Source organism: Paenibacillus sp. 11B, assembly GCF_030487755.1.
GTDB classification, from domain to species: domain Bacteria; phylum Bacillota; class Bacilli; order Paenibacillales; family Paenibacillaceae; genus Paenibacillus; species Paenibacillus vandeheii.
In genome coordinates this window covers 471,860-496,244 of the sequence record NZ_JAUKNS010000002.1, presented here as the reverse complement: position 1 = coordinate 496,244, position 24,385 = coordinate 471,860, and the positions used below count along the sequence as shown (strand labels likewise).

Annotated in this window: 15 protein-coding genes; 10 read left to right on the top strand and 5 right to left on the bottom strand. The window is 46.0% G+C overall.

All coding sequences use genetic code 11. From position 1 onward, the window contains the following. Positions 1-129 precede the first annotated feature (129 nt). Entirely contained in the window at positions 130-684 is a 555-nt protein-coding gene (locus tag Q0V21_RS10655; RefSeq protein WP_301878828.1) for a helix-turn-helix domain-containing protein, read from the top strand. A 94-nt stretch (positions 685-778) separates the two neighbouring features. Here the strand turns inward: Q0V21_RS10655 and abnB are convergent, their stop codons facing one another. Beyond that, on the bottom strand, positions 779-3,193 hold the full coding sequence (gene abnB, locus Q0V21_RS10650; protein WP_301878827.1) for an arabinan endo-1,5-alpha-L-arabinosidase AbnB: 2,415 nt from the start codon (positions 3,191-3,193) through the stop codon (positions 779-781). A gap of 388 nt (positions 3,194-3,581) precedes the next feature. Here abnB and Q0V21_RS10645 point away from each other — a divergent pair, with 388 nt between their 5' ends. After that, entirely contained in the window at positions 3,582-7,340 is a 3,759-nt protein-coding gene (locus Q0V21_RS10645) for an alpha-L-arabinofuranosidase C-terminal domain-containing protein (RefSeq protein WP_301878826.1), read from the top strand. A gap of 83 nt (positions 7,341-7,423) precedes the next feature. On the opposite strand, the gene Q0V21_RS10640 is transcribed toward Q0V21_RS10645, so the two are convergent. Next, positions 7,424-8,821 carry a TrkH family potassium uptake protein gene (locus Q0V21_RS10640; RefSeq protein ID WP_301878825.1) on the bottom strand — a complete coding sequence of 466 codons (1,398 nt, stop codon included), beginning with the start codon at positions 8,819-8,821 and terminating at the stop codon, positions 7,424-7,426. Then, complete coding sequence (locus tag Q0V21_RS10635) at positions 8,805-9,470, bottom strand: potassium channel family protein (RefSeq protein ID WP_301878824.1); 666 nt, start codon at positions 9,468-9,470, stop codon at positions 8,805-8,807. Before Q0V21_RS10635 ends, Q0V21_RS10640 begins: the two co-directional genes overlap by 17 nt. Positions 9,471-9,788: 318 nt before the next feature. Between Q0V21_RS10635 and Q0V21_RS10630 the strand changes: the two genes are divergently transcribed. From Q0V21_RS10630 to Q0V21_RS10610, 5 genes are all read left to right on the top strand, one after another. After that, positions 9,789-10,694 carry an ABC transporter permease gene (locus Q0V21_RS10630; RefSeq protein ID WP_301878823.1) on the top strand — a complete coding sequence of 302 codons (906 nt, stop codon included), beginning with the start codon at positions 9,789-9,791 and terminating at the stop codon, positions 10,692-10,694. 15 nt (positions 10,695-10,709) lie between these two features. Then, the gene (locus Q0V21_RS10625; protein ID WP_301878822.1) at positions 10,710-11,600 is read left to right on the top strand and encodes a carbohydrate ABC transporter permease; all 891 of its coding nucleotides are present in this window, start codon (positions 10,710-10,712) and stop codon (positions 11,598-11,600) included. A 75-nt stretch (positions 11,601-11,675) separates the two neighbouring features. After that, on the top strand, positions 11,676-13,427 hold the full coding sequence (locus Q0V21_RS10620) for a sensor histidine kinase (RefSeq protein WP_301878820.1): 1,752 nt from the start codon (positions 11,676-11,678) through the stop codon (positions 13,425-13,427). Between the two features lie 4 nt (positions 13,428-13,431). Next, on the top strand, positions 13,432-15,093 hold the full coding sequence (locus Q0V21_RS10615) for a response regulator transcription factor (RefSeq protein ID WP_301878818.1): 1,662 nt from the start codon (positions 13,432-13,434) through the stop codon (positions 15,091-15,093). Between the two features lie 305 nt (positions 15,094-15,398). Next, on the top strand, positions 15,399-17,045 hold the full coding sequence (locus Q0V21_RS10610; RefSeq protein ID WP_301878817.1) for an extracellular solute-binding protein: 1,647 nt from the start codon (positions 15,399-15,401) through the stop codon (positions 17,043-17,045). Positions 17,046-17,191: 146 nt separating this feature from the next. On the opposite strand, the gene Q0V21_RS10605 is transcribed toward Q0V21_RS10610, so the two are convergent. After that, on the bottom strand, positions 17,192-18,802 hold the full coding sequence (locus Q0V21_RS10605; protein WP_301878816.1) for a response regulator: 1,611 nt from the start codon (positions 18,800-18,802) through the stop codon (positions 17,192-17,194). After that, a complete protein-coding gene (locus tag Q0V21_RS10600) occupies positions 18,783-20,534 on the bottom strand; it encodes a sensor histidine kinase (protein ID WP_301878814.1) in 1,752 nt (583 codons plus the stop codon). The genes Q0V21_RS10605 and Q0V21_RS10600 overlap by 20 nt, the downstream gene beginning before the upstream one ends. A gap of 335 nt (positions 20,535-20,869) precedes the next feature. Here Q0V21_RS10600 and Q0V21_RS10595 point away from each other — a divergent pair, with 335 nt between their 5' ends. The 3 genes from Q0V21_RS10595 (at position 20,870) to Q0V21_RS10585 (ending at position 24,383) form a co-directional block, all read left to right on the top strand. After that, complete coding sequence (locus Q0V21_RS10595; RefSeq protein ID WP_079344340.1) at positions 20,870-21,793, top strand: ABC transporter permease; 924 nt, start codon at positions 20,870-20,872, stop codon at positions 21,791-21,793. 40 nt (positions 21,794-21,833) lie between these two features. Beyond that, entirely contained in the window at positions 21,834-22,730 is an 897-nt protein-coding gene (locus Q0V21_RS10590) for a carbohydrate ABC transporter permease (RefSeq protein ID WP_301879538.1), read from the top strand. 102 nt (positions 22,731-22,832) lie between these two features. After that, positions 22,833-24,383, top strand: a complete 1,551-nt coding sequence (locus Q0V21_RS10585; RefSeq protein ID WP_443146397.1) for a type 2 periplasmic-binding domain-containing protein — start codon at positions 22,833-22,835, stop codon at positions 24,381-24,383. Positions 24,384-24,385 lie beyond the last annotated feature (2 nt).

Here is a 24,385-nt window from a genome sequence, read left to right as displayed (position 1 = left end):
TCCACAATTGATTCTCGGTGTATGTTATATTTAGTTGAAATGTACGTTATAACGTACGATCTTTATAATTGTACATTATGTGCTCTATAAAGCACAATTTAATCTTTTAAAAACAGAGGTGACTTTATATTGAAAAACATTAATGTTGTTCTTGCGCAAAATTTGAAACAGCTCAGGGAGCAAAGAAAGCTTAGTCTGGACAAGGTTGCCGAGTTGTCTGGAATTAGCAAGACGATGCTTGGTCAAATTGAACGGGGGGAATCGAACCCTACAATTGCTACTGTATGGAAGATTGCGAACGGTCTGAAAATATCATTTACCGCCTTGATCCACGAGCCGAAGTCGGACACCACAGTCGTAACGGGCAGTGATATTCAAGCATTGATGGAGAATGAGGGCAAGATTCGGATTTATCCGCATTTTACTTTTGAAGAAGGGCGCCGTTTTGAAATGTACGTTATGGAGATGGATGCGGAGTCTTCTTTGAATGCTGAACCGCATATCGATGGGGCAGAGGAATTTATTACGGTTTTTGAAGGGGAAGTTACAATTCGGGTTGGGGAGGAGGATTATACGGTAAAACAAGGGGAGTCGATCCGTTTTCGCGCGGACAAGCCTCATGCCTATAAGAATTCGGGTGCCTCTGCGAACAAGTTAAGCATGGTCATCCATTATTCAAAATGAAATGAAACAGAACGCCAATAAGCAGTCTGTAAACTCGGCTACTGTATTGGGCGTTCTGTTATAGATTTAACTCCAGCGGCAAGGTTGCTGCTGATTAAGGCTTTTCTTTTGCCTGGCGCTGAATTTCCGTGGAGGTTAACGCTTTATCATATACTTTTACGTTATCCATCGAGCCTTTATAGAAGGGATCGGCTGTATAACGGCTTTTGCCCAAATAAGCTTCCGTCACTTGAAGATCCTTCGGGTTAAACGTAATTTCGGTGCTGCTTGCCACAGCTTTTCCGTTCACATACAGAGTACCTGTATCTCCCTGAAGGGTGACAGCGACATGTACCCATTGATTGGAGGGCAGCGGTTCAGCAGCAATGAGGCTCTGATCCCGTCTCTGGTCATGGATGGTGAATTGCAGAGCTCCTGTATGCTGTGCGGGGGTAAGGAACATATGTCTGGTCAGGCCATTTCCAAAATCGAAAATTCGCTGCCAGGCTCCGCCACCACTCCAGTTGACCCATGCACTAAAGGTGAAATCCGTCGTATCTGTGATGATTCCGGGCAGCTGGATATAGCTGTCTGTTCCATTGAAGGCGGCAGCCTGATTTTTGCTGTTAACCGCAGAAGTCGTCACATTAAAGGGTTGGCCGTGATATTCATTTTTGCTGGAATCCTGTGCGATTTTTGCAAGTTTCATTTGATCAAACGTATATTCTCCAAGCAGTGGACTCACCGCTTGTTGTGGAATGGTAACATTAAACGTTTTGGAGCTCACCGCGCTTCCTTTGCGGATCGTTGCCGTCAATGCCACCTTGGCATCTCCCTTGCCAATACGAGGGCGATTCACTACCCCTGTAGCAGAGAGGGCAGAGGCGTTGGAGGACTTCCAAGTAATCTCTGAATCGCGTGTTCCCTTGGTGGGGAGGGACAGGTTAAAGAATATGTTCCCCGTGTCGCCGATGTTCAGGTCCTTTTTGACCGCATTAACAATATCCTGATCCTTCATTGCAGTCATCTGACTCCCCCAGATGGCCACACCAGAGGAGGAGAGCGCGCTAAAGGTCAGAACCGTCTTCTGGGAATCCGGCTCCCATTCATGCGTGAAAACGCCATTATATACGACGTTATTTGATGTGATTTGCACCTGATTGTCTGCTTCAAGAGTCCATGTTCCCGTTACGGCACCATTAATCTGCCCATCTGCTGTGAACTGGACGGATTGCGATGATTTGATCTCAGCCGTGATTTCCTTCCCGTGATTCACCCATCGGTACTGTCCAGCAATATCCTGGGTTGTCAGATGGTCAGTATCCTCTTCTAAAGCTGCATAGCGATAGGGAGAAACGACAGGCCATTCTTCCGAATTCATATGCATCTCATGTACGCGGACTTCATGCTCTTCGCCGCGACCCGGAAAGCGGGAATGGAAAATCAGAAATTGTTTTCCGGTTTCTGCGTCATAATAGGCGGAGTTATGACCTGGTGATACATAGCCGATACCCTGACCAGTGCCGGGATCACCGATCTGTCTTTGAAAGAGGAAGTTCCCTAGTAATTTCACGCCAAAAGGCTCGATCGAGCGGTCATCAAACAAGGGTTTGTCCTTGTCCGCCTTGACGTTGATCATATCGTTTCCTTCGGCATCAAGGAAAGGGCCATCCGGCGTTTTGGATCGAGCTACACGAATGTTATATCCCCCGTCAGCACCCAATCCGCCATAAGAAAGATACAGATAATAATAGTCGGTTTCGGGATTATAGAGCATATAAGGAGCTTCAATTCGGCTGTGATTGCCTCCGGTCAGTTTTTTGCCATACCCCTGATTAGGGAGTGGTTTTCCCGACGTTTTGTCCATTTCCAGAATGAAAATCCCCCCGGAATAGGAACCGTAAACCATCCATAATTTTCCGTTTTTATCGAAAAACACATCAGGGTCGACCACATTCGGATGGATCGTTGCATCGTATATGGTGCCATCCTCACTGATCTGATCCCACATGCCGGATTTCAGCAGAATGCCCTGATCCTTATAAGGCCCTTCAATGTTGTCTGCGACAGCAACGCCTAATGCAGAGCGGGGAGAGTCTCCTTTGCACGCATTGTAATACATATAAAATTTGCCGTCCTCCAGCTGAATGACGTCTGCTGCCCATAACGTATCGGTCTGCGCCCATACTAGGGCTTCTGCGAATTCCTTGGTTACATTGGGCACAACAGGATTATCATCCGTAACCCCGGAGGCGACCGAATCCCATTTCATCAAATCCTTGGATTTGGCTACCTGGAGATGTGAGCCGAAAATATAAAAGGTATCACCGACCTTAATAACGGAAGGGTCATGAACGGAAACATTTCTGAATGATGGAGCCGTATTCTCAATGGATGTGGAAACTTGCGATTTGGAACTGTCTGCCCCTGGACTGTCCGCCAATACGGACACGGGTGCCAAAGCTGTTGCCGTAAGTAATGCAGTGCTCAGTAAAGAAATGTTAAGTACGCTTACCCAATAACGTTTCATACGTTTCCCCTTTCCCAATACCTGAAATGAAAAATCAACCTATTCACTGCCGCAAACGTTATATGGCCGGACAGTCCTCCTTTTCGATAATATTAAATATCAAGCGCTTTCATTTGTTATATTATCAATCAGTTTATATATTTGTAAACCATAAATATTATCGTTAGAGTGTCTTTATGATTGAGAGGGAGATAAGCAAAAAGATGGATTGATTCGTATGAATTCCTGTACTACGTTGGACTTTCTGTAATTTTGGGATTGAAATCATGACTCGGAATAAGATACTATACGATTAGATCAGTTGTTTATATAATTATTAATCAATTTACATTTATACGAATTAAAGAAAGACATCTACGATAATTTACGTTACATAGGAGGAATGAACATGACTACATTTCACAATCAACTCATCGCACACTACAAGTTTGAAGATGCAGCCGAGATCGGCAAGGATAGCTCAGGGAACGGACACAATGGAACAGCCTCAGGAGAAAAACTACCCAGCATTTCCGAAGTAAATGGCAGATGGGCGGTGACTTTTACCGGAGGATCGAACGGAACATCCTATTTGGAGCTGCCTTCGAATTTGCTGCAAGATGTAAGCGATAACACCGGTGTGACTGTTTCGGCATGGGTCCATTTGGGCAAAGGTTCGAATGTGTGGGAGCGAATTTTCGACTTCGGCAATGGCGAGAAGGGCCCCTATTTATTTCTGACTCGTCAGATGAGAGGTACGTTATATGCAGGAGATGATTTGGTTGTAGACCCGGGACGCGGATTTGCCAGTGGGGAATGGATGCATATTGCCTTGTCGGTGGCAGGCAGTCAAGGCGGCACACGCAGCAGCGCAGGTCCGGTTGTATATGTGAATGGGGAGATGGTGGCGGATGGCTCCATCAGCCAGACGTCCAGCGGCAATTATGCCAAGCTGCGCAGATGGTTTGATTCGTTCGTGGACCCTGTGAACTATAGCCGTAATTATATTGGACGTTCTCAGTACCCGGCAGATGTGGACTTTGCGGGATCACTATCTGATTTTCGGATATATCAGGCGGCTCTATCCATGGATGAAGTCATTGAGGTGATGTGCGAGTCCCTGACCGATGAAGAGATTGTGCAGCTTGCCGGAGATAAATATTTGTCTGCTCCAGCCCGGATTATTACCAAAGATGTGTCACTGCCTATAGATTTGCTAGGGGGAAAGGTGAACGTTCAATGGAGTTCAAGTCAGCCTGAAGTTCTGTCAGCGAATGGAGTAATTCAATCTCTGAGCTCTGCACAGGGAGTTCGTTTGAATGCACTTTTGACCAAGGGTGGAAGTACGTCAAACAAAAGTTTTGATGTCTCTGTTGTTCCAGAGCACCTCCCGCCTTATACCGTTACGATTCACGGGGATCAACGTGTAGCGGATATTAGCGAAGTAATGTACGGCCTCTTCTACGAGGACATTAACAATGCGGCAGACGGGGGAATCTATGCAGAGCTTGTTCAGAACCGCTCGTTTGAATCCTTTGCATTCGATACATACTCGCATGACTCAGGGGAATGTGGTTGTTCGACAGGTCGGAACCGTGATCCGTTGTATGCTTGGTCCGGAGATACCGACAAAATGATCGTGCAGCAGACCGATGGATTAAACACTCATTTTAACGTGGAAGACCCGGAAGTGAATGCTTATTATGTAACGGTTCAGGCTGGTGCGACGATTCGTAATCGCGGCTTCTCGGATTCCAACCAACATTGTGCCATGTCCATTAAGAAGGGTAAGGCGTATGATTTTACTGTCTGGGCCAAGGCAGTATCCGCAGGAACGATTACGATTCAATTGCAGGATGGGAACGGCGATGCCATCAGTGATTCAGTTGCGCTGCAAGTGGAAGGTGGTAACACATGGAGGAAGTACGGAATCCCGAATTCGAACGTGATCCTGACTGGAACGGAAACTGCGTTGGGGCAATTGGCTCTCACCTTCGAAGGGGACATTTCCATCGATATGGTATCGTTGATTCCGCAAGATGTATGGGGAGCCAATCCGAAAGAGCAGGGAATATCCGCGTCAGCGCATGCCAACTACACGGGTAATCCAAACTATCGACTCCGGAAAGACCTGGTTCAAGCGCTCGTCGATCTGCATCCAAAGTTTCTGCGTTTCCCGGGGGGATGCATTTCGGAAGGTTCATTTATTTGGGACAATGTGTATGACTGGAAGGATTCGGTGGGACCGGTTGAACTTCGCAAGGAGAACTATAATGTCTGGGGTTACATGATGACGATGGGCCTCGGATACATGGAGTATTTCCAACTGGCTGAAGATTTGAATGCTGTTCCGGTTCCGGTCATGGCCTGTGGCGTTCTGTGCCAGGCGCGTTCGGATTATGCACACCCGGCAGGTGGCGCTTTGAGGGAGTATTATATCCGTAACTTTACAGACCTGATCGATTTTGCGCTCAGCACGGATATTGAACATAATGAATGGGCGGCCATACGGAGCAGCATGGGACATCCTGAGCCGTTCGATCTGCGTTATCTTGGCGTAGGTAATGAGAACTGGGGAACCGAATTTTTTGCGAACTTTGAAGTATTCAAGACGTCAATTGATGACTATATGAAGCGTAACTATCCTGATCATGAGCTGCACATCATTTCGACAGTCGGCGCTCAGGCAGACGATGATGCGTACCAGCAGGGATGGAAATTCCTGAGTGGCAATCTGACCGGATCAGCTCAAGTCGCTTTTGCAGATGGCAAAGAGGTGATTGAGGAGACGGTCACTTGGTATGAGAACCAGGACAACTATATGGATACCATTGCCGATGAACATTACTATCGTTCCAATGACTATCTGCTAAACAACGTGGATCGGTACAACTATTACGAGCGGGCGTATCACGAAGATGGCAGTATGGATTGGAAAGAGACATCTAAGGTATTTGTGGGAGAATATGCGTCAACGGATAAAAATACCTTGGCAGGTGCGGTTGCCGAAGCGGCGATCATGACCGGGTTTGAAAATAATGCGGACGTTGTTCGCCTGGCTGCCTATGCGCCACTATTTAACAAGGTACTAACAGACGGCACCTACCGCTGGACGCCGGACTGCATCTGGTTTGATGATGAGACGGTGTGGTACACACCGAATTACTATGTACAGCAGCTTTTTGCCAAGTACGTGGGCGATCAGGTGCTGAGCACTTCATTTTCAACATACAGCAAGGGTCAACCGATAGAGCTCATTCCGCGCGGCGGGATCGAGATTGCGACAGGTCATGCTGACATTGTGGTGAAACGTATTACGGTCACATCGAACCAGGATGGCAGGGTGCTGTTTACAGAAGATTTCAGGGAGCAGACAGCTCTGAATGTGGAGTGGAATCGGATTCCGGGATCGGCAGGATACACGCTGGAGACGGGAAAAGGGCTGATTTTAAAAGCGCAGGCAAGTGGTCTGAATGGGGTATATCTTCTGAACGATGAATGGACGAGTTATAAAGTTGAAGTTGAGATTCAGCGCACAGCGGGCGAGGATGGCTTCACCATCGGTGTGGGATTGACGGATATATCCCCTGAGAAAAAGGATGTCATTGAATACGCGATTGGATATGGCGGCAATGCAACGGGAGTCAAAGTATACAAACAAGGTATAGAAGGCTACACCCTGGGTGATTATTCTTCCAGTTCTGCAGCGGGAAATCTCCGGGCAGCCAACTATGAATCACTGGAGAACGACACGAATTATACGATTACGGTGAATTATGGTGGTGAAACAGGGAAAAATCTGATCTGCTCTTATACCGATGGTCACACTACCAGCCGAATTCTGGATTACAAGCTCGAAGCATACAACCGGGACGTATTCCATTCCGTTACGAGAGATGCACAGCATGTGTATGTGAAGCTGGTGAACGCAGATGGGGTGGATAAAGCAACTCAAATTCACCTTCAGGATCTGAACGTTGCCTCTGTTGCTAGAATGATAACACTTAGCGGCGATGAAGAATTGCTACATGTTCCCAACGTGAATCAGAAGAACGATGAGAAGATCGTTCCACAAGAACAAGTGATTCATCTACAGGAGGATTCGGTTGTGGTTCATCTGTCTGCGCATTCGGTGAATGTCCTGATCATGGAGCGTCTGTATAAATAATTAACAAAAATGCCCCTTTATCCAGACGTTAGGTCGTCTTAGATAAGGGGGCATTTTGAATAGAGTTAACAGGAGCCTATAGGTTAGCCAATAAGAACATGATCCTCGGCATAACCAATTTTGGACGTACGTTTCTTCTGGGCCAATGCAAAAGCGAGTGTTAAAGGTCCCAACCGACCTGCAAACATGGTGAAGATGACTAGAATTTTTCCAGTAGCACTCAGCTCACTTGTAAGGCCCATCGATAGTCCTGTAGTGCTAAAAGCAGAAGTCGCTTCAAACAGAACATCCAGAAAATGATTCTCAAGAATTCCTTCGGAGATGGACAGAAGTATGGAGATTCCTAGCACAAACGCCAGTGAACTCATGACAACAGCGAGTGCGCGCATAACGGTTTCTTCTGCTATTTTACGCTCAAAAGCATGTGTTTGCCCGCCGCCCCGAAATGTTTGAATGGTCACTAGAACAAGCACGACAAAGGTGTTAACTTTAATTCCTCCACCCGTCCCGCCGGAAGCGGCTCCAATAAACATCAGGATAATAATAAAAAATTGGGATGTTGCAAGCATGCTACCAATATCAATTGTATTGAAACCGGAGCTTCGAGGGGCAGTACCCTGAAATAGAGCAGCCCATATGCGTTCGCCATAAGATAAATCAGCAAACGTGGAAGGATTCCAACTTTCAAGTAAAAGGATGGTGATGAATCCAAACAAATATAGAGAAAAACTGCCGATTAATACAATCTTCGAATGCAGAGATAGCTTTCTCCATGATCGTTTGCGAAAAACATCCACAACCACAATGTAACCTAATCCGCCAATGATAAAGAGCGAAATGACCGTAAGATTGACTACCGGATCGCCAACAAAGGGGGAAAGGCTATTAGGCCATAAGGAGAAACCCGCATTGTTGAAAGCAGACACAGAGTGGAATATCGCGTAATAAAGAGCTTGTCCCCATCCGAGTTCACTATGCCATCGCAAAGTAAGAATCAATGTAGCCAAAGCTTCAAAAGCGAAGGCTATGAGCACAATATACATCGAAAGCTTAACCAGACCTTGAGCAGAAGATGTATTGGTGGCTTGTTGAATAAGGAGCCTCTGTTTCAATCCAATCCGTTTCCCCAGAATAATGGCGACCATTACACCTAGTGTCATGAACCCTAATCCGCCAACCTGAATCAGAATCATGATGATGACTTGTCCAAATGTAGAAAAGACACTCCCTGTATCCAAAACAATTAACCCATTTACACATATGGCAGAGGTTGCTGTAAACAAGGCATCAAGTAAACCGATAGATGTTCCGGTACTCGAAGATACCGGCAATACAAGTAATATGGCCCCGATCCAGATGAGAGCGAAGAAGATCATCATGATAAGTTGAGGAGGGCTCATATTATTTTTCAGTTTGTTTACAATCGATTCAACGATGGATAGAGCTGAAGTTCTCGGTACGCGTTTATTTCTTTTGCTCATAATCACTCTCCAGAATCCGAATGTCTTCGTTACTGCCGATTAGCAAGAGCTTGTCTCCCGTACGAACGGTGTCTTCTGCCCTTGGAGAGATATTCAGGTTACTCCCCGTTTTGATGGCGATAACAGTACATCCATATCCTGCCCGGATGTTGAGTTCTTGCAGCGTTTTCTGATTCATACTTTCAGGAGCTTTGATCTCGACCAGATTGTAGTCTGGAGACAATTCGATGGAATCAATAATGTTGTCTGAGCTAAGCTGATTCCCCAGCCTTGTGGCCATGTCACGTTCCGGGTAAACGATCTGATCGGCACCAATCTTGCTAAGCACACTGCCATGGTTATCATTTTTGGCCTTGGCTGTTACTTTGGGTACATTGAGTTCCTTCAATAACAGAGTGGTCAATATACTGGCTTGCAGATCTTCGCCGATTGCGACAATGGCGTGAGAGAAGTTGCTTGCTCCCAGCTCTTTGAGGACTGATTTGTCCGTACAATCCGCCTGTACAACATGGGTGGCTATTGTTGAAATTTCCTGAACCAGATTTTCATTCTTGTCTACTGCGAGCACTTCATGTCCATTGTTAATGAGCGTCCGTGTCAGGCTTGAACCGAATCGTCCAAGACCAAGTACGATAAACTGTTTTTTCATGTTATCCCTCATTTGTTATCAAAATAAATAATTGTCACCTCTAAATCTTAATAGGTAAATATTACGTACATAGGATTGTAAGGTTTCATATGTTCAGTATCAAACCAGGGTGGAATTACCAAATACACGATATATCTATACATATCTCAAAAGAGTTTATTTTAATTGCTTAAGAATAGAATTGCAACCGATGCGTTCCTTTTTAGTTGTATTGTTGGTCTGTAGACAATGGTCAACAAAAGATACCTAAAGTAAATAGCCTACACTATGGCTGATTCCTGACGGATTCTATAATGAATTTGAAGGAGGAGACAGCTCATGCGTTCCAACTACAAACAATTTATACGAAACGTTCCGCTTCATCTTATGATATTGCCTGGACTGATCATCATTATTGTATTCGGTTACATTCCGATGGCGGGACTCTCCATTGCCTTTCAGAATTTTTCTCCCATTGCCGGATTCAAAAATATGAATTGGGTCGGTTTGGACAATTTCAGGTACTTGTTCGATCTGCCTGGATTCGGGCAGGTCGTATGGAATACCGTATTTATTTCCGCCATGAAAATTGTGTCCGGTTTGGTCATTCCGGTGCTTGTGGCCTTATTGCTGAACGAGGTACGCAAAACAGGGTTTAAACGAACAATACAGACGGTCATCTATATGCCGCATTTCTTTTCATGGGTCATATTGGCCGGGATCATTGTGGATGTGCTCTCCCCTAGCACAGGAATCGTAAATATGCTGCTTAAGGCGATAGGGGTTGAACCTGTTCAGTTCCTGGCCAGCAACGAATGGTTTCCTTACATACTCGTCATTACGGACCAATGGAAAGAATTCGGATTTGGCACCATTATATACTTGGCCGCATTGACAAACATTGATAAATCCTTGTATGAAGCATCCGTAATGGATGGTGCGGGAAGATGGAAGCAGACATGGCATATTACGCTCCCCGGCATTCGTCCAATCGTAATACTGATGGTTACGCTAAGCCTTGGTAACGTACTGAATGGCGGCTTTGACCAAGTGTTCAATCTATATAATCCGCTCGTCTACGAATCGGGAGATATTCTCGATACAATGATCTATCGGATTGGTTTGCAGGATGCCCAGTACTCCGTATCCACCGCATTGGGCCTCATTAAATCAGCCGTTTCGTTCATCTTTATCGGGCTTGGATATTTCCTGGCCTATCGATTAGCCAATTATCGGATTTTCTAGAAAGGAGGCAAGAACATGCATCACGCTTCGAGAGCCTATCGATGGTTTCTGGGATTGAATTACGTCATCCTGACCCTTCTTGCCTTGCTGTGTCTGTTTCCTATTGTGAATATTCTGGCGATTTCGTTTAGTTCAAGTGATGCAGTCAAGGCGGGGAGTGTGACATTCTGGCCGGTGGACTTCACCCTGTCCTCCTATAAATACATTCTGGAGAATCAGCAGTTTCTAAATTCGTTCAGCACAAGTCTTCTCCGCGTTGTACTCGGGGTTGCGACCAATCTGGTCTTCACGATTCTTGTAGCCTATCCGCTCTCCAAAGAGGCAGCGAAGTTCCGTTCCAGAACGTTCTATGCGTGGATTTTTGTCTTCACCATGCTGTTCAGTGGGGGATTGATCCCCGGTTATCTTATCGTTAAGGAAGCAGGTTTGTTGGATTCAATCTGGGCCCTGATTTTGCCGGGTGCTGTTCCCATCTTTAATGTATTGCTTATGCTGAATTTCTTTCGAGGCTTGCCGAAGGAACTGGAAGAAGCAGCATGGATGGATGGCGCAGGCCATTTTCGCACACTATGGAGCATTTACCTTCCCATTTCATTGCCAAGTATTGCAACCATCACACTATTTGCCATGGTAGGACACTGGAACGCCTGGTTTGATGGCATGATCTACATGAAGAGTCCGGAAGGTTATCCGCTAGCAACGTATTTGCAATCGATGCTCCAGCAAGTGACGATGCTTCAAAGTGAGATGATGACCCTGGAGGACGCAACGCTGTTAAGCCAGGTGTCGGACAGAACGACTCAGGCATCCCAAATCTTTTTGTCCGTTATACCCATTCTGCTCGTGTATCCATTCCTGCAAAGGTATTTCGTCCATGGACTTGTTGTAGGCAGTGTAAAGGGATAAGATCGATGGAGGAAAGCCAATGGGAGGAGCCGATTTCCGGCTCCTTTTTGCCGTTGAGGAAAGGAGTGGAGGGAAATGAGATTTGCGGTGGGCACCTGGAAAAATGCATCCATTGTCGTCAAGCTGATGATAGCCTTTGTGCTTGTCATTCTGCCCCTGTATGGAATCAGCATTATGATCACACATACCAGCTCCAAGCAAATGCAGACAGAAGTGGAGAAGGCGCATGAATCAAAGCTGTATTTTTACCACAATCATCTGCAATTCGAACTGGAGCGAATGAGTGGGCTTGTGACCGAATTTTCGTTCGATGATACGATGTCCACGCTAAGTACACGAGCAGCGATCATGAGCAGGTATGAGGTGACTTCCAGTCTCAATAATATCCACAACAAGCTGGGTCAGATCATGGTAACGAGTCCCTATATCAGTGATGTTGTGTATTACGTACCGGCTCTGCATAAACGGGTCAGCGCAGTGGACGGAATTCGCAATGTGGAGGATGGCGAATGGAAGGATCTGCTGGCAACCATGGGAAATCTGAATGGTGAGCTGTCTTATTCGGATAACAATCTTTATTTTCTCAAAAGCAACCCGTACAACATGAATCATGAGGAACCGCCCAATTTCATATTAGGCATACGTTTGTCTGCTGAAGAATTGAAGCACAGATTGCAGCAGCTCGCGGAAACAGGGGGCAGTGATATTACGCTGAGCTTCGGAGAGCATCACAATGTGGTCATTTCTTCTTCTGATGAACCTGCATCGTCGGCACAATTGCAGCAGGTATCTCCAGAATCTCCGGTATCCATGCAGGTTACGAGGTTTCAATCCGATCCATTTCTGTACTATTCGCTTTATGATCCCGATCACTCATTCACGCTGACGGCCAGCATTCCTAATGATGTGCTCAAAGCTCCTCTGGAACAATACAACCTGTGGTTGTGGATGCTGACGCTTATTTCAATCGTTATTATTATGATCTTCTCCTTTTCGATCTACAGGTCCATTCACAAGCCGTTATCTGTGCTCATCCGCGGGTTCAGAATGGCGGAGCAGGGGCAGACAAGCATTCATATTCCTCAATCCAGACGGGACGAATTTGGTTATTTGTACTCTCGTTTCAATCACATGATAGAGCGCTTACACATTCTGATTGATGAAAATTATGTTGCCCGGATTCGAACCAGCGAGGCAGAACTTAAACATTTGCAGTCTCAGATTCAGCCTCACTTTTTATATAACAGCCTGTTCAGCATCAAGCAAATGGCCGAGGTAGAGAATGTTGAATTAATTCAGGAGTTTACCGATTATTTGGGACAATATTTCAGGTATATGTCCAGGGATTCTCATTCCGAGGTATCGCTCGGTGAAGAGATGGACCACGCCTTGGTCTATGCTTCAATTCAAAAAATCCGGTTTGGGTCAAGAGTCCAGCTGCAACTGGAGGAACTAAGCAGGGATTATCGAGGTATTTCCATTCCCCGGGTCATCATTCAGCCGATTGTGGAGAATGTCTTCGAGCATGCCCTTGCCAAACGCAGTCAGGGGGGGACTCTGAAATTATCCTATCAAGTGGATCAAGACAAACTGTCCATTCGAATTGAGGATGATGGGGATCAGTTAACGGATGCAATCTTGAGCAATCTGCAAGCGTCCTTTCAAGAATCTGCGAATCAGAGATCAGGGAATGAAGAGATTACAGGGCTGATGAATGTGAATCAACGTTTACGAATCAAGTTTGGGACAGGCTATGGTCTTAGCGCGCAGCGCAGTGCGTTGGGCGGGCTATGCATGATTATAAATATTCCATGGAGACGGGAGTAGTCGTATGCAGCGAATGTTAATTGTAGATGATGAACCGGTTATTTTGGATGGACTCTATGCTTTCTTTCAAAAGGCGGATTTGCAGGATATGGAGATCATCAAGGCGTACTCGGCCTTTGAAGCAATCGAGTGGTTGAACTCCGTCAAAATTGATATCGTGCTTAGCGACATCTGTATGCCTGGCATGGATGGCATGGAGCTGATCGAGAAGATTATGGATCGGTGGCCACGATGCAAAGTTCTTTTGCTGACAGGTCATAACGAATTTGATTATGCGCATCAAGCGATACGCAACCCTTGTGTTGTGGATTACCTGTTAAAGACAGAGGGCATGAGTCATATCCGCGCTGCGGTAGAGCGGGCGTTAACACAAATTTCGGAGGAGAATGATTTCCGGTACCAGCACGCCTGGTTTCGCAGCAAGCTGCCCAGAGCGCTGCCTCAGCTACAAAGACAGTTGCTGCTGGATCTCCTAAAGCGAACGGAACGGCATGATATCGCCTCGCTTCAGGAAGAATTGGATGCTGTCCAGCTCCCCTTCATATCCGCTGAGTCTGTAATCCCGGTCATCATTCGGGTCGAGGAGTGGAACAACTATCAATCCCAGGCAGACCGGAGTTTAATTCGATATGCCGTTGCCAATGTTGCGGAGGAACTGCTTCAGGACAAGGCCAAGGTCAAAGCAATCGATCTGGATTATCAAGTCATTGCCTGCTTTGTTCAACCAATGGTTGAGTCTGTGAACAGCTTCCATGGATGCCGACAGGAGAAGTGGGAACAGACACTGCGTTTTGTCTATGGAACGCTGGAGTCTGTGCAGCAATCCTGTGCGGACTGCCTGAATCTGTCCGTCTCTATTATGGTGAGCGAGCAGGCAGTGCAGTGGATGGGGCTGAATCAGGCCATCGCGCAATTGCGCCTGTCTATTCATGAGGGCCCTGGACTCGGGATGGAGAAGCTGCTTCGTGTCAATGTGCAGCATGATTTGCCATACACCCCCAATATTTTGAATCAACAGAGTGTTGCAGCCCTTCATCTGGATCAGATCAAGCAGCGCGTTACAGCAGGTGATAGGGAGTGGATGGAGTCGTTTCACAAATGGACAGAGGCTTCAAAAGAAGGGCTTCAGGATCCATTCTTTCGAATGAAAATCTATACAGGAGCAGGCAGCGGGCTGATCGATCTTCTTCATGAACTGGGCTTGTACGAATCGGCGATGGAGGAAATAGCATTGTCTCGAATGCTTCATTTTGACATCCATACGGCTTGGTCTGATCTGGTGGTTTTCTATCAATCGGCATATGAATGGATCATCTCCAAACGGAGTGTTACACGCATTCATGATCAGTCGCAGATTCTTATTACTATTCATCATTATATCAAGCACCATCTGGAGGATGACCTTTCGTTAACCCGAATTGCACAGGAGGTTTCTCTCAATCCGTCATATCTGTCCCGTTGGTACAAGCGCATAACAGGCAAAGGCATATCCGACTATATCCATGACCGGCGCATTGAGCGCAGCAAGGAATTACTTCTCGGCTCGGCCTGCAAAATGCATGAAATATCTGCCAAGGTTGGATTTAGTGATCAGCATTATTTTTATCGATTCTTCAAAAAATCTACCGGCTGCACGCCTCAGGAATATCGGGATCAAAAAAGTTAGATCAAGTATGAAATGGTAAATCAAAGATACCAGATGTCAACGGGGTACACTCGAAGTGATAGCGCTTACTTATTACAATAAATTATATATAAGATGAAGCAAGATTAAACCATAACGGAGAGAGCAGAAGAGACCTGTAGAAGCGGAGCGTTCGCCTTTATCACCGGATTTCTCCCTTCTAAAAGGGATAAAGGAAATCTGGGGATAACAGCGATCAAAAGGTTGTTCTGCTATCGGAGTGCAACGTTTAATATTCATTAGTTCATCTTATATACCTCACGGGAGGAATAAAAAGGGGGATTCGCATGAACATGTCATTAAAGAAATTCTCATTGTTAACGTTAACCATGGTTCTGGCAACTACGCTTGCAGCCTGTTCATCCGGTACGGGTAGCGCGGAGAATGAAGCCCAGCCGAACAACACAGAGCAGGATGCCGGAGGTCCGCTTACGAAATATGATCCACCCATCAAATTAACATCAACCATGAATGAAACCGGAAAAGAATCGCTTGCTGAAGGTGATACACATGCCAATAACATTTGGACCCGGGGATACAAGGACGAGCTGGGTATCGATGTCACCTACGACTGGATTGTTCCGGATGCCAATTATAACGACAAAATGAACGTCACCCTGGCTAGCGGCGATTTGCCAGATGTACTCAAAGTGAGTGCTGTGCAATTCGAGCAGCTGCATGAGGCGGGAATGCTGGAAGATCTCACTGAGGTTTATGATAAGTATGCATCGGATCTGGTCAAGGAGTTTATGTCCGCTGAGGATGGAGCAGGTTTGAAGCCAGTAACCAAGGACGGCAAGATATACGCGATGGTAAGCTTTCCAGGCTCGCTGGATTCATCGGATATGATCTGGATTCGCCAGGATTGGTTGAAAAAGGTCGGGCTTGAAGCGCCAAAATCCATGCAGGACGTCATCCAGATTGCAGAAGCTTTCACCTTTGAAGATCCGGACGGAAATGGTAAAGATGATACGTACGGCATTGCACTTAATAAGGATTTGCCCATTAATGCGTTCCTGCTTGGTTATCATGGTTATTTGGAAACCTGGATCAAGGATGCTTCAGGCAAGGTTGTGAATGGTACCATTCAACCTGAAGTGAAGGAAGGATTGCGTGAGCTGCAAAATCTGTATCAGAAGGGTGTACTCGATCCCGAGTTTGGCGTTAAGGACTTTACGAAGATGATGGAAGATGTGAATGCAGGCAAGTCAGGCATGTTCTTTCTGCCACAATGGGCGCCATTTCAGGTTAGCAGCATGATCAAGAAGGATAAAAACGTGGACTGGTTGCCTTATCCGGTACAATCAATCGACGATCAGCCAGCCAAAACACAGAACCACCTTAGCTTGGGCGGCATATTCGCCGTACGTAAAGGCTATGAGCACCCGGAAGCATTGATCAAGCTGCTGAACTTCCAGGCAGAAAAAATGTTCGGTGAATCTGCCAAGGAAGAGCGCGCTGCGTATTTGAACGGGTTGACCGGACTTGGTTTTCATAATGCGACCGTATCCAATCTGCCTGCCAACAAAAACGTAAAAGCACAGGATGAAGTGGAGCAGGCGCTCAAAACGGGAGATACTTCGGGATTAGAGCTTGAAGCGAAGCTGTTCTACGATGATATTATGGATTACCGCAATGGTAATCTGGATAAGTGGCATATGGAACGTATTTTTGGACCGGAGAGCTCGCAGGGCGTTATTAAATATTATCGGGATAACGACCTGATTGTCATGAATGAATTTATCTACGCACCAACGAGAACCATGAACACGAAACAGGCAACCCTGGATAAGCTGCGCGCGGAGACGTTTCTGAAAATCATCTACGGCAACCTGTCTATTGATGAGTTCGATAGCTTTGTTGCCAATTGGAAAAAACTTGGTGGTGACCAAATCACTCAGGAAGTGAATGAAGTCATTCATGTGAATAAGTAACGAAAAGTTGATGCACAGCAAATGCCACTCTGCGTACGATACGCAGGGTGGCATTTTTATGGTGGAGGACAGGAACATATGGATCAGAAGAATCAGATTCACAAACCAAGTTATAACCCTACGTTATTCCGCTTCAGGTCTGCAGATCATCCTGTTTCATGAGCGCCATCCCGGTGCCTCTTGCGATATTCATTGGGACTGCAGCCCATCTCTTGCTTAAACAGCTTGGTAAAGTGTGAGTAGTTGGTATAACCCACATGTCCGGCAATGGCATGGACCGATTGTGTAGTCGTTTCCAACAGCTGGCGAGCGGCTACAAGACGGGTATGTATGACATAATTTCCAAGTGAGATTCCCATCTCTTTCTTGAACAGACGTGCGAGATAGTCCGGATTCAGATAGACCATTTCCCCCAGGTTATTCCTCGTTAGATCTTCCCCGTAATGAGTGCGTATATAATGGGTAATCTCGTGTACAACCGATTTCGGCTGCTCGGCAACATTCAGGTATTCCGCAGCAGTATTAACCAGATAGGCTATGTAGGATTGCATATCTTCAATAGAATACAGAGATTGCATGAATAATTGATCATTCGTTTTGCCCATATACAGTTTGTGGACCTCAATCCCTTTGCTCTTCAATTGGGCATAGACAAGCTGTACCAGATCGAGACGCAACAGGCTGAGCACGGCAGTACCGACCACCCCTTCACGAACAAGTTGGTGCATATAACGAACGGTTTCATCCAGAAAGGCCTGAAAGCGGTTCTCATTCAGCAATTGCTCCAGCAATGCCAGATCAGGCGGTGTGTAATTCAATTCAGGCGTGCTGTAGTTCTTCAGAAAAAAGGTCTGGTTGCGGTGTTTGATTCGTTCTTCATTCATTAGCAACAGCTCGTTGATCGTGTGACGAATCTGACCCAGTGGCAGAGAAAAGCCGATACTACAGCAGGCATCCGACTTCAGGTAATTATTAACCTCCGGGATGAACGAACCGCACATGGATTCGATCAGTGGTGCATCAGGTGCTCTGTTCCATTTTAGAATAATCATCCAGTTATGCTCCTTGATCTCGATAATGGCTTCAATGGAGAAGAGAGCGTCCTGAAACCGTTCAACCATTACATTCAAACAAGCGTAATCGAACAGGTTCTTGTCGGTCTTGCCCAGGGTGCCATCATACGGAAACAGGTTAACCAGAATAGGAAGAAATAGATCCGTTGGTTCATATGGAAGATTTTGTTCTGTCAAAAAGGCAGAGACGTCGGCAGGGCCGGAAGGAAAGGCTTTACCAGAGATCAGCCTGCGCCAGCTGTCCTCAATGAGCTTGCTACGATTTTTTTGCCACAGTTCACCCTCATGAATGGCTTTGGCAATGAACTGCTGATCTCGGGCTTTGGCAACCGCTTTTTGAATAATAAGAGTCAACTTGTCAAACTCAATAGGCTTCAGGAAATAATCAAAACTCTGCAGTTCGATTGCTTTCTGGGCATAGTTGAAATCGGCATAGTTAGTGAGAAAAATTGTTTGTACACTATGTGATTCCTCCCGGACCCATGCCAGCAGTTCAAGTCCGCTTCCCTGGGGCATTTCAATATCGCAAATGAGGATCTGAACAGGATGGCTCTGTAAAATCTCCTTGGCCTGCGCAATGTTATAGGCTGTGAATATGGTGTCGATGCCAAGGCTTTTCCAGTCAATTTTCTTTTCCAAAGCCATGACGACAAAGTAATCATCATCAACCAGCAATGCATTCATGGTTTGTCACCTCTCCCGTAGTATCTGAATTCAGTATCATTTTGGGTAAGGAAAGCGTGATCTGAGCGCCACTTGCGTCGTTTGCAAATGTAATATTCGCTTCCTCTCCATACAGCAACTCCAAACGTTGGATAGTATTCATAATGCCAATTCGGTTGCCGCCAGTTTGTTCGAGCGCTTCTCCACGCATGAGTGCGTCAAGAACATCCAGGCTGAAGCCTGGACCTGTATCCGAAATTTGGATGAGCACATGATCGCCATGTTCCTGACGTTCTTCCGTCACAGATAAAGTAATACATAATTCCCGGTCCCGGGAGACCCCGTACTTGACGGCATTTTCAATGAATGTCTGAATAACAAGCGGTGGCACAGCGATGCCCGTAATAACCTCTGGCTGTTCAATTCGATAGGAAAAAGCATCTCTATAACGTGATTTCTGGATGTCCAGGAACGTTCTCACATGCTCAATCTCGTTCTCCAGAAGAACGAAATTCTCCCCACTTTGAAAGATATAGCGGAAATATCGGGATGTAGCCAGAGCCATGCTCTCAATTTCTTCGTACATCTGCATCTGTGCCATACTGTACATGCTCGTCAGACAATTCAGGAAGAAGTGGGGCTTAATCTGTAACTTCATATAATCCAAACGTATTTTTTGTTTCTCCAATTCCTGCTCGTAGCGATCAATCTTGAATCGTTTAATCTGGCCCACCAGTTCCTTGAACTGTGCATTGACCTGCTCCAGTTCCATAATTCGGCTGCTCTTAAAGTCTGTAGCTTCGTCACCTTCGTTAATACGCGCCAGATTTTTGGAAAATCGCTGAATGGGAACCAGCAGATTTTTTCTGAAAAACAACATAATTGCGCTTAACGAGGACGTTACGATCAGAAAAAGCAGCATAATGAGCAGCTGGGCCACCATAATTTTCTCGAATGCGCCAAACTTGATAACCATATGTGCGCTGAATGCCGCATTGGAGAAGTCGCTGCTCACGACATTGTGAGACTGGAACAGATCAAGAAATGAATGTCTCTCTTCCGGTATGTGATCCCCGCCGGCAGGCCCGGAAAGTTGCACACCATTCTCGTCAACGAGAGAGGCGTATCCGTTGGCACCCAGATTAATCTGCCGGAGAGGGGAGATCAGATCATCCGCGGATATCAAGGCAATCAGATAACGGTTGTAGTACGGCACAATATTGATAAGATAAGAAGTGCCGTTCACGTGGATGGGTGTCCAATGGGAATAGAACTTCTCATATACAGCTTTATCGTGGGTCAGCGTAATGATCTGTTTTTTCACTTCTGAATAATCCGAATAGGAGATGCTTATTGGCGCGCAGTTGAGGAAATATTCACTATTCTCCAAATAATAAAAGAAATTGTACGATTGCCCGTAGTTTCGCTGTAGTTCGGCGAAGAGCATATGTAGTTTTTCGTTGGCCTTCAGGAACGGAATACTGTTTACACCATATGTATTCATGTTGTCGAGATTCTCGTCATTGGCCAGTGTCCATCCCATGAAATGATTAATGTACGCAAAATCGTGATTAATGCGATTGATGTACAGATCGGCCGCATCCTGCAAGTATTGGGTGGATTGCTGCTTCACCATGGAGATGGAAGCAATGCTGATGACCAGATCCAGAATGAACACGACAAATGAAATGACGAACATCATGCGGATATAATGCCGAATGGGATAGGGTTTAATGACGTTCAGGTTTGCCATAAGCAATGCACCACTTTCTTGATTCCTTGGTTATGAATGCGCTTTAATATCTCAGGAATAGTATAAAACCTTTGTTTGAAAAAAGCATAAAGATTTGCGTTTTTTGATTCATAAGTCCGAAATACACACACGAAAGTCTGGATAACGATATGATTTTTGCTCCCAAGTGTTTCGGTTACTCGTGAAATTGAACAATGGAACCACAGAAGTCCGAATAACGTCCGTAGCGGTCCGATAAACCGAATGTGATGGGGTTTATACTGAAGCTATTCCAGAGATGACAGGTCCAGGGGGAAAGCAGCATCAGTATAGATTACAGGAGGGAAGGAAGAACCATGAGGACCAATCCATTATATATCGGAAAAAGGCTAGAGAGAATCAGGCGAAACTGGGGCCTTTACGTTCTGCTTTTTCCAGCAGTTCTGTTGACTCTATTATTTGCCTACAAGCCAATGTACGGCGTATTAATTGCGTTTAAGGACTACAGTCCGGCCATGGGGATCGGAGACAGCCCTTGGGCTGGATTCAAATACTTTGAGAAGTTTTTTCATTCCTATCAATTCACCAATACGATTCGCAATACACTCGTGATTAGCTTGTACAGTCTGGCTACCTTTCCGATTCCGGTTATGCTTGCACTACTCGTGAACCAGATGAGATCGGGGAGATTCAAAAGGTTTTTCCAGACCATTTCGTATATGCCCCATTTTATTTCAACCGTAGTTATGGTGGGGTTAATGCTGATCCTGTTCTCACCAAGTACCGGGCTCGTAGGTAACATGTATCAGCTTTTTGGAGCGGAAGCACCGGATCTGATGGGTTCATCCGCTTTATTCAGCAGTGTATATGTCTGGTCTGATGTGTGGCAGCATGTTGGCTGGGACAGCATTATCTATATTGCTGCATTGTCTGCCGTAGACCCAAGTCTTTACGAAGCGGCAACGGTTGACGGAGCAAGTCGATGGCACAAGGTTCGATATATCGATATTCCGATGCTGCTGCCAACGATCATCACGCTGCTTATTTTACGGATGGGCGGATTACTCGGGGTTGGATTTGAGAAAGTCTATCTGATGCAGAACGACTTGAACATTCTCTCCAGTGAGATTCTGTCCACGTATGTTTACAAAATCGGTCTGCTGAGCAGCCAATACAGCTTCTCCTCGGCGATCAACCTGTTTAACACGGTTATTAATTTCATTTTGCTTATTCTGGTCAACCAGTTGTCCAAGAAATACAGTGAAAACAGTCTATGGTAGAGGGGAGAAAAACAAGATGAGCGTTATGGAACCGGCAGCAATGACCAGAACTCCCCGTACCAAACGTCGTACACCTTTTTCGGTTGCAGAAGTCGTGCTGTATGCCTTTGCTGTTCTTTTTCTGATTGCTATCATTTACCCGATCTATTTTATTGTCATCGCTTCCTTCAGTGATCCTTCATCCGTGGCTAACGGACAGGTGTGGCTGTTTCCAAAAGGCTTTACGCTGGAAGGGTATAAGGAGCTGCTGCGACACGAGAATATCTGGATTGGATATCGCAATACCATTCTGTATACGGTGGTGGGAACACTTTTTGGACTTGTGGTTAATATTTCGGCGGCTTATGCTTTATCCAGAAAAGACCTGGTCGGACGAAAGTTTTTCTCACTGTTTTTTATCTTTACGATGTTCTTCAGCGGAGGATTGATTCCAACCTTCCTGACGATTCGCGACTTCCATCTCTACAACACGTTCCTGGTGATGGTGCTTCCGTTCTCTGTGGTGGTTTTCGACATGATCGTTGCCCGGACATTTTTCCAGACCAGCATTCCGGGGGATCTATGGGAAGCTGCCCAGATCGATGGCTGTGGGAACCTGCGGTATTTTGTACTGATCGTATTACCGCTGTCCAAAGCAATCATTGCAGTCCTCGGACTATGGATTGCCGTAGGATATTGGAATTCATATTTTAACGCCCTGATTTATTTGAAAGATCCGAATCTGTATCCGCTTCAATTGATTCTGCGCAATATCCTCATCACGAATCAGATGCAGTCCGGCATGGGTACAGGAGAAGCCGCACAAGTTGCCCTGCGCCTTGCCAATTTGATGAGGTATTCCGTTATTATTATCGCTACAATTCCGATCATGTGTGTGTATCCGTTCATCCAGAAGTACTTCAATCAGGGGGTGATGATCGGCGCCGTGAAGGAATAGGGCAGGTTGAAATTCATTACGAATCAAGGGGGTTCCCAAATGGGGAAAAAGATAGGCAAGAAATTATTTACCAAAATGAGCAGCGTGCTTCTCGCGTCGGTCATGTTGGTCAGCGTTGTTGGCTGTAGTAGTGGAAAGGGTAGTGAACCTGCAGAGCCTACAATATCAAGTGACTTCAATCAGGAAGGTCTGCCGATTGTCAATAAACCGGTCACACTCAAGGTACTGACGGTTCGCTGGGGAAATATGGGCGACACCTTTACTCAGAACCAATGGCTCAAGGATTTGGAGAAAGATTCCAATGTGAAGATTGAGTGGCAGGTGATGTCTTCTAATGACTGGGGTGAACAGAAATCCATTATGCTTGCCAGTGGCACACTCCCGGACATTATTCTGGGCGACCAGGTGTTTAGTGATTCGGACATTGTAAACAACCTGAGCTATTTCCGCCCACTGGATGAATATATTGACTCGTATATGCCCAACTTGAAGGCAGCTATGGAAGAGACGCCAGACATGAAGAAAATCAGTACATTTCCAGATGGCAAAATCTACTCCATGCCAACCAGACTTCCTTCCCGTCCAAAAAGCCGGAACCAGCCTGTAATCAACAAGGCATGGCTCGATAAGCTGGGCCTGAAGGCACCAACAACAACAGAGGAACTGTATCAGGTATTAAAAGCGTTTAGGGAAAAGGATCCGAATGGTAATGGCAAAAAGGACGAAATTCCTTACACGGAAACGGGACTGAATGTGGATTTTCTGAATCCGTTCGGGATTACGGACATTAATGCCAGCAGCATGATTGTCCAGGATGGAAAGCCCGTGTTCTATCCAACAACCGACGCCTATAAACAAGCCCTTATTTATACCAATAAGCTCTATTCTGAGGGACTGATTGACCAGGAACTGTTTACACAGGACAACACCATGACATCAGCCAAATGGCAAAATGCAGACATCCCAATCGTCGGTTTCAGCAATCAGTGGACACCTGATGCGGTATTTGGCAAATGGAGTGACCAATATGAAGCCATTGCTCCCATTGCCGGACCTGACGGCAAACGCTATCAGCCGGGTGACCCCGGCGGCATGAACCTGGCCCGGAACGAACTGCTTATTACGACTTCATGTACTGTTCCTGAAGTAGCTGCACGCTGGGCTGACCAGTTCTATTCCAATGAAGCCAGCATCCAGAATTTCTGGGGTGCGATCGGAACGGTAATCAAGAAAAACGATGATGGCACATACACGCTCATGGACCCGCCGGCAGGCACCAGCGCCGATGCATGGTACTGGGATCAATCCCTGCGTGACTTTGGTCCCAAATATGTAAGCCCTTCCTTTGAAGAGAAAATTAAACTTAATCCGCAGGCAGGCGACGGACTCAAACTGCAAATCGATCAGCTGGGCAGTGCCGATGTAACGACACCTTATCCGAAGGTCATGTACAATGCAGAAGAGTTCCAAGAGCTGCCAACGCTAACAACGGATATTGATGGTTACGTGGCAACGATGCGTGCCCAGTGGGTAACGAAGGGCGGTATCGAACAGGGCTGGGATGCTTATATCAAAAAGCTGAATGATATGGGACTTGAACAGTTACTGACCATCCGTAACAATGCCTTCGAGCGTTATATGAACGTCAAATAGGC